At 44.5% G+C, this 7,971-nt stretch carries 6 protein-coding genes; 2 read left to right on the forward strand and 4 right to left on the reverse strand.

From position 1 onward, the window contains the following. Positions 1-494: DUF4369 domain-containing protein (locus WBJ10_RS02955; RefSeq protein WP_424288064.1), on the reverse strand; the 494-nt coding region annotated here is incomplete at its 3' end. 349 nt (positions 495-843) lie between these two features. Here WBJ10_RS02955 and galK point away from each other — a divergent pair. Continuing rightward, positions 844-2,232, forward strand: coding sequence for a galactokinase (galK, locus tag WBJ10_RS02960; RefSeq protein WP_424288065.1), 1,389 nt, complete (start codon positions 844-846; stop codon positions 2,230-2,232). A gap of 70 nt (positions 2,233-2,302) precedes the next feature. Here the strand turns inward: galK and xylA are convergent, their stop codons facing one another. Continuing rightward, positions 2,303-3,634: a xylose isomerase gene (gene xylA / locus WBJ10_RS02965; protein WP_424288066.1), complete on the reverse strand. Its 1,332-nt coding sequence runs from the start codon at positions 3,632-3,634 to the stop codon at positions 2,303-2,305. 86 nt (positions 3,635-3,720) lie between these two features. On the opposite strand from xylA, the gene WBJ10_RS02970 reads away from it, so the two are divergent. Then, positions 3,721-4,920 (forward strand): acetylxylan esterase, encoded by a 1,200-nt coding sequence (locus tag WBJ10_RS02970; protein WP_424288067.1) that lies wholly within the window; start codon positions 3,721-3,723, stop codon positions 4,918-4,920. 29 nt (positions 4,921-4,949) lie between these two features. Here WBJ10_RS02970 and WBJ10_RS02975 read toward each other — a convergent pair whose 3' ends face one another. Both WBJ10_RS02975 and WBJ10_RS02980 read right to left on the reverse strand, forming a co-directional pair. Beyond that, a complete protein-coding gene (locus tag WBJ10_RS02975; RefSeq protein WP_424288068.1) occupies positions 4,950-6,440 on the reverse strand; it encodes a xylulokinase in 1,491 nt (496 codons plus the stop codon). A 206-nt stretch (positions 6,441-6,646) separates the two neighbouring features. Continuing rightward, the gene (locus WBJ10_RS02980) at positions 6,647-7,822 is read right to left on the reverse strand and encodes a formimidoylglutamase (RefSeq protein ID WP_424288069.1); all 1,176 of its coding nucleotides are present in this window, start codon (positions 7,820-7,822) and stop codon (positions 6,647-6,649) included. Positions 7,823-7,971: the final 149 nt, after the last annotated feature.

A 7,971-nucleotide genomic window follows, 5' to 3' on the forward strand; every position in this document is an offset into this window, starting at 1 on the left:
TGGTACATTTTAAGGATGGAGTCCAGCGGCACACCCAATTGCGATTGGCGCTCAGCTGCCTCATTCAGGGCCGAGAGCTTGGCCATAAAAGGCGACTGGCCAGCGGTGTAATTTATCACATCGTCATTTGCCTTTGAACCTTTTACAGTGCTGGTAGATAGCTTATCCTTTACTATAATACTGATATTCCCATTGTCGAGCACAAACTGCTTAATCGCCGAAGGATCTTTTGGTTTTAAATCTTCTGCGAGAGATAAGAACCCGGGAGCCGGCTCCTCAATATTCCCACTTAACACAAACTTGCCGTCCTGGACAGTGACTTTTTTCGCCTTCGGGACCTGATTATTAATAAAAGAGCCTTGAGCAAAATAAAGTGTGGTGATTTTAAGTGATGGGTCTACCGTTCCGTTTATAGTAAAAGAGCCTTGTTGTGCCCATGCTGGAGCTATACTAATAAGGAGGAATAAGGCTAAGTGGATTTTAAAATATCTCATTAAGGTAATAATCGGTAGGGCTGAAATTAAATAGAAAATCTGGAAATAAGCCAAACGGAATATTGGGGGATTTATTACGGAGGTAGGAAGTAGGAGGTCAGAGGTCGGAAGTCGGAGGTCGAAGGTCGAAGGTCTGAAGCTGGGCGGCTGTGGGGGTCGGTCAATGTGCAGAATGATCTTAACATAAATGACAAGTAGGAGACAGTGAATTATTAAACGGCTAATGGACGGCAAATGAACGGCAAATGCAGCTCGTTTAGTTAAAGTTTAAAGCATTCCAAACCTTCCTGTGATAAATGAGATTTTTATTAGTGTCAATAAAACCCCAAGTTTGAATAAACAAGCTCTCATGGCCGCAGAAATACAAGACTATCCTTCTACTATAAAAACCAGGTTTCGCGAACTCTTTACTCAGGATCCGATAATTATCGGATCACCCGGCCGGATTAACCTGATCGGTGAACACACGGATTATAATATGGGCTTTGTGATGCCGGCTGCAATCGATAAGGCGATATATCTGGGTATCCAGAAAAGGGAGGATGATGAGATTCATTTGCATTCTCTGGATTATGATGATGAGCATATAACTACGACGGATAAGATTGTAAGGTCTGGGAAGTTGTGGCCGGATTATTTGTTAGGAGTGGTTGATGAGATTACGATTTATTTGCAGGGCGCAGAGGGGAATAGGATTCATAGGATGGATAGGATTCATAGGATGCTGGATGCAGAGGAAGATGAGAAAAGGATGCTGGAAGGAGAGACCAACGACAATACTGGTGAGGAGTTTAGAGGGTTTAATGTGGTATTTGGCGGGGATATTCCTCCGGGGGCAGGATTGTCTTCATCGGCGGCGTTGGAATGCGCTACAGCATTTGGATTGAATGAGCTGTTTGGGCTTGGGTTGGAAAAGATGGATATGGTTAAGATAGCGCAGGCTGCTGAGAATAATTTCGTTGGAATGAAATGCGGGATCATGGACCAGTTCGCCAGTATGTTTGGTAAGAAAGACCACCTGATCAGGCTGGACTGCCAAAGCCTGGAGCATCAGTATATTCCTTTTCAGCTGGAAGGGGTAACGGTAGTTTTGTTTGATACGCGGGTTAAGCATTCATTGGCGTCGTCGGCGTATAATGAACGGAGGGAGGAGTGTGAAATGGGGGTTGCCTTGGTGAATGGGGGACTGAAGTCGGAGGTCGGAGGTCGGAAGTCGGAGATCGGAGGTCGGAGGTCAGATGCTGGGCGGCTAGAGGGGCAGGTTGGGAATTTGAGGGATGTGAGTGAGGAGATGCTGCTTGAATTTGTGAAGCCGGTTAATGAAGTGGTTTATCAGCGCTGCTCGTTTGTTGTAGCGGAGAATAAACGTCTCCTTGCGGGATGCAAAGACCTGGAGAATAATGATGTTGCTGCCTTTGGGAAGAAAATGTTTGAAACGCACAAGGGGCTTAGTGAGCTTTATGAGGTTAGCTGCAAAGAGCTGGACCTGCTGGTTGACATTGTTAAAGATGATCCGAATGTTCTGGGAGCCCGGATGATGGGAGGTGGTTTTGGGGGTTGTACAATTAACCTGATCAAACATGAGGCTGTGGCTGATTTGATTGTCAAGGTATCAGAGGCATATAAAAAGGAAACGGGGGTTGAGATGTTAGTTTATAAAGTTTTAGTTGAAGACGGGACGGGGATAGACATCGGCCTCGCACCGCTGAATCCTTCCGTTAAAAAAGGTACGTACTGACAGCGTTTATATTTCGCCATAGACATCTGCCTTTCAATTCTAAACGCGATGGCAGTGGAGAGCCCGCAGCCTAGACATACCTATTCACCAAATTCTCCAGCAACTCCTGCTTCCCGCTTCTGACTTCCGGCTCTCCTTTTTCAATCGCATAAGCCCTCAAATCTTCTAAAGTAAGCTTCCCTGCAGCATAGTCTTTTCCTTTTCCGGAATCGAATGAAGCATAACGCTCTTCGCGGATCTTTTTATAATCAGACTTGTTGAGGATGTTATCGGCTGCAATAAGGGCACGTGCGAAAGTGTCCATACCGCCAATATGGGCATAGAACAGGTCCGACGGGTCTGTAGAGTTTCTGCGGATCTTGGCATCAAAGTTTATACCTCCGCCCTGGAAACCGCCTGCTTCGATGATCACCAGCATGGCTTCGGTTAGTTCATTGATATTATTAGGGAACTGGTCGGTATCCCAGCCGTTCTGCACATCGCCACGGTTAGCATCTATAGAACCCAGAAGCCCTGCATCAGCAGAAACCTGTAGTTCATGCTGGAATGTATGACCGGCCAGGGTCGCATGATTTACTTCTACATTTATCTTAAAATCGTCCATTAGGTCGTACTGACGCAGGAAGCTGATCACCGTAGCCGCATCATAATCGTACTGATGTTTAGTGGGCTCACATGGTTTAGGCTCGATGAAGAAGGTGCCTTTAAATCCTTGTCCGCGGGCATAATCCTTCGCCATATGCAGGAACTTTGCAAAGTTCTCCTGCTCCCTTTTCATATTGGTGTTTAGCAAAGTCATGTATCCTTCACGACCGCCCCAGAACACATAATTCTCTCCGCCAAGTTTTATCGTCGCGTCAAGCGCAGCTTTAACCTGTGCTCCCCCGTGACATAAAACATGAAAATCGGGATTAGTAGCCGCTCCATTCATATAGCGGCGGTGAGAAAATAAATTAGCTGTTGCCCATAGCAGCTTTACACCACTTGCGCTTTGCTTTTGCTTTGCATAGTCGGTAAGAGCTTGCAAGCGCCTTTCATTTTCAAGAATGTCGTTACCATAGTCAACCACATCCACATCGTGGAAACAGTAATAAGGCAGGTTCATCTTAGTGATGAATTCGAATGCCGCATCCATTTTATCTTTGGCACGTTCTACAGGATCGGATTTTTCATCCCATGGAAAGATATGTGTGGGTTCGCCAAAGGGATCAGCGCCGTTTCCAACAAACGAATGCCAGTAAGCACAGGCAAACCGAAGGGTTTCCTTCATGGTTTTACCGCCCACTACTTTATTTTCATCGTACCAGCGAAATGCTAATGGATTATCAGACCCGGGGCCTTCGTATTTTACTTTACCTATTCCTTTGAAGAATTCTTCGTTTCCTGTGATGATGCTTGACATAATTGTGCTATTTGGTTTCGTAATTTATAGAATTTATATGAAAAGGCGTACGATAGATTTCTTATTTTGCATAAAAAAACAAACTTATGAAATCCTGGCTTTTTGCATATTTCCTTCTTGTATCAATAATTTCTGCAAGAGCTCAGGATCATGAAGAGTCGAATTATGACGAAACGAAAGTTCCGAAGTATACACTGCCAAAGCCGCTAAAGACTCAAGCGGGGAAGAAAATAAGCAACGCAGGCGAATGGGAAGATTTAAGGAAGCCTGAGATACTGCGGCTATTTGAAGATAATGTTTATGGCCAGCTGCCGAATGATTACGACAGTATCAAATTCACGACAGTCCGTGAAGACCGAAAAAGCATGGATGGAAAGGCCCACCTCAAAGAAGTGCTCATCCAGGTGTTCAGGATCAATAAAAGTGTTAATATTAATCTGATTTTATTTACTCCAACTAATGCCATTAAACCCGTGCCAGCCTTTTTGTTGATAAATAACAGGCCTAAGGAAAATACCGATCCAAGCCGTTTGCAGAAAAGTGAGTTTTGGCCAGCGGAGGAAGTAATCAATGGCGGCTACGCTATTGCGGCAATCCATGTAAGCGATATGGCCCCTGATGACCCGAAGCTATTTATGAATGGGGTTCTTCAGCTCTATCCTGAACAATTAGCTGCTGATAATGGGATGCGCACAATCGGTGCCTGGGCATGGGGAGCCAGCCGGGTTATGGATTATTTTCAGAAAGAAATTTTAGTTGACGAAACGAAGGTGGCTATTGTAGGACATTCCCGAGGCGGGAAGGCATCTCTATGGGCGGCAGCACAGGACGAACGCCTCGCCCTTTGTATATCGAATTGCTCAGGCAGCACAGGAGCGAAGCTCGCCCGCAGGCAATTTGGAGAAAGGATCATGAGAATAAACACCTCCTTCCCGCACTGGTTTACGCCGAATTATAAGAAATTCAATGATAATGAAGATCTTTTGCCTGTGGATCAGCATATGCTCATAGCGCTTGCTGCACCCCGGCCGGTGTACGCAACTAGTGCCACAGAAGATCTTTGGGCGGATCCCAGAGGCACATTCCTTGCACTGAAAAATGCAGAGAAAGTTTATAAACTTTATGGTTCAAAATTAGGTCTGGGAAATACGCCACCTGCCCTTAACACAGCAGTAATTGAATCGCCGTTGGCTTATCACAACCGAATTGGCGATCACAACATGACTCTATTTGACTGGAAAAACTTTATCAGGTTTGCGGATTATCATTTTGGGGAGAAACGGTAGTTGTGATTGCGAGCGTAGCGCGGCAATCTCTATCTGTTATGTAGCCCATCCAGGTGAGCAGCTAGTAGCCCTCTCCACTCCTGATAAAACACCTCATACTCCTCCTGCGCCTCCGGTTCCACCACTTTCAACGCCTTCACATTACTAAAAGCATTCTCCATTGTCAGCTCCCCCACTCCAATACCAGCTCCAATGGCTGCCCCCACACTCCCATCGTTCTCATAAAGCTCTACAGGTATCCCACAAGAATTTACAAAAGCTTTAGTAAACACTTCACTTGAGAACATATTGGCTTTACCGGCGCGGATTACTGTCGGGTTCATTCCATTCTCGCGCATAATATCTAAGCCATAACGGAACGAAAATGCTATGCCTTCCTGTGCCGCGCGGAAGATATCAGCCGATTTGTGGAGATTCAAGTCAAGATTATGGAAATGTGCGCCTACTGTTTTATTGTTAAGCATCCGCTCGGCACCATTGCCGAAAGGGATGATCCGTATTCCATTGCTTCCAGCCGGAACCCTCGCCGCATCTGCATTCATCTGCTCATAACTATTACCCGATCCCAAAGTATTCTTAACCCATCGATTAAGAATCCCTGTTCCATTGATGCACAAAAGCACACCCAGGTGTTTCTTCTGAGTGGTATAATTTACATGGGCAAAGGTGTTTATCCTGGACTGTTTATCATAAGTCAGCTGGTCTGAAACCCCATAGACTACCCCCGATGTGCCCGCATTGGCTGCTACTTCCCCTGGTTTTAGCACATTAAGAGAAAGTGCATTGTTCGGCTGATCTCCAGCCTTATAACTCACCGGAATGTTCGGCCGAAGCGCTAGTTTTGCAGCCAGTTCAGGTTTTAACCTGCCGTGCTCTGAGAACACTTCGCGAACTTCAGGAATAAGTCTTTTATCAAAACCATATTGCTTTAGAATCTCTTCCGAGATCTCATCTTCCTTAAAATTCCATAGTATTCCTTCTGAAAGTGAGGAAATACTTGTAGTGATCTCACCTGTAAATTTCATCCCAATGAAATCTCCGGGAAGCATCATCTTATCTATTTTCTGATAAACATCTGGCTCATTCTCTTTTACCCAGGCAAGCTTTGAGGCAGTAAAATTTCCCGGTGAATTAAGCATCTCACTTAAACACTTTTCGTTGCCGATCGCATCAAACGCCTTGTTGCCAATTTCAACTGCTCGGCTATCACACCAGATAATCGAATTTCGGAGAACATTCCGATCTTTATCAATCAGAACCAAACCATGCATTTGATAGGCAATACCTATTGCACCGATCTCCTTAGGGTTGTACAAATTAGTAGCATTACACTTTAAAATAGCTTGCTGCACATGTTCCCACCACATTTCCGGCGATTGCTCCGCCCATCCCGGGCGCAAAGCAATGATTTCCGATTCCTTATCGGGATACTGTGCGCTAGCCAAACATTTCTGGGTTTGAGAATCCGTAACGGATACTTTGATTGATGAAGTGCCGAGGTCGATGCCAAGTAGGAGCATGATTTATATCTATTGGTTAACGTGAAAGTAGTATTTATTCGGGAAACGAGGGAAAGTAGTACGTTATACGTTGCTGGACGCATAACCTAACGTTCTACTGAGTCTTACGTTGCTAAACGCCAAACGGAACGTAATAGACTTAAAATTACTATTACTGAAACTTTATATAACTTCTCACTTATCCACCCAGACGTACAACGTACAACTCAAATAAGTTTCTGGTACGTCCTCCACCACAAATCCGGCATCTCCCCCGAGTTTGCAAGCTGGTAGTCTTCATACCGGCAGGGGACCAAATGGTGCCGTTCATTTTTCGAAAAGCCTGTAGGATATGGAACCTGCATCCACCAGCGGTCGGTTTTCTTGCTTTTCACGAAGATCAGCTCATGAGATCCGTTTTTAAGGCTTGCACGGTAAGTAATATATTGAGATTTCGGAAGAAGCGGGTGTTCTTTCTTTCGGTTGTAATATCCATCGACAAAATACCAGACCATCTGCGCAAGCAATAAGGCTGTTTGTCCGTTTTGGTCGTAAGCCGGATTGAATTCATAGAATCCGATAGATGAAAGCTTATCATTCATTCCAGCATAGCGGCAAATCTGGCATGCTTCCTCCCCATAGAAACCATTAGGCGTTGCATTAGCGTTTCCTCTGGCATCCGATGAACGTATAGCTCCCATGTCGAAACTGATCATATTGGCATTACGGATAATGGGCTCAGCGATGCTTATGGAGTTTGAGAAATCACCCAGCCTATGGATATCGAAGTATAAACTCTCCATCACCTTCAGGCTTTCCTGATTTACAAAATAGGTCTGATAGCCTATATTACTGAAATTAAACAGATAATTAGGCTCATGGAGGAAAATACGATTTAGATAAGATTGGGAAGTGGTGGAATTTGTTATTTCGGCATCTTCATCCAGATCGAAGTGGGAATCAACCACCAGCAAATCCACCTTCTGTTCCAGTTCTTCATAAGCCAGGAACTGCGGATAGGTTAAATCCTGGCCGCCCCCTATGATTACTGGAAGGATATTCTTTTTTATAAGTTCCGTTACAACTACTTTGAGCGCGATGTACGTGTCGGATACCGTATGGCCGGCTTTGATATTGCCTAAGTCTACAATCCTTGTTTTATAGTTCCCTTCGTTAAGTGAATAGAACTTTTCGCGGAAATATTCAGCGGAAAGAGCGGTTCCGGCATTGGCCGTTGCGTTCCTTTCCTCCTGTACACCAATAATTGCTAAATCGAATTCATTGGTATCAAGATCGGGAAAATCTGAATGGTAGACCTCTATTTTTGCCCCCAGGTGACTTGTATAAAAGCCTTCTTTCGGTGGGTTGAAACTTATGGGAGAAAGGAAATCGGATAAAGACATAGAAATTTTCTGAAATCGATTAAATTCAATTAGCTCCCGTTAAACACCTTGTGCAGTAGCCGGATTATGACATCAGACTGAAGGCAAATATCACTTTATTCAATTACTTTTGAAAGCATTTAAGAAAAATCATTCGAATGGTATTAGTT

It is taken from the genome of Daejeonella sp., assembly GCF_049655485.1.
Taxonomy (GTDB): domain Bacteria; phylum Bacteroidota; class Bacteroidia; order Sphingobacteriales; family Sphingobacteriaceae; genus Daejeonella.

Coding starts and splice junctions, on each gene's coding strand:
- galK (WP_424288065.1), top strand. CDS start 844: ATGGCCGCAGAAATACAAGACTATCCTTCTACTATAAAAACCAGGTTT.
- xylA (WP_424288066.1), bottom strand. CDS start 3,634: ATGTCAAGCATCATCACAGGAAACGAAGAATTCTTCAAAGGAATAGGT.
- WBJ10_RS02970 (WP_424288067.1), top strand. CDS start 3,721: ATGAAATCCTGGCTTTTTGCATATTTCCTTCTTGTATCAATAATTTCT.
- WBJ10_RS02975 (WP_424288068.1), bottom strand. CDS start 6,440: ATGCTCCTACTTGGCATCGACCTCGGCACTTCATCAATCAAAGTATCC.
- WBJ10_RS02980 (WP_424288069.1), bottom strand. CDS start 7,822: ATGTCTTTATCCGATTTCCTTTCTCCCATAAGTTTCAACCCACCGAAA.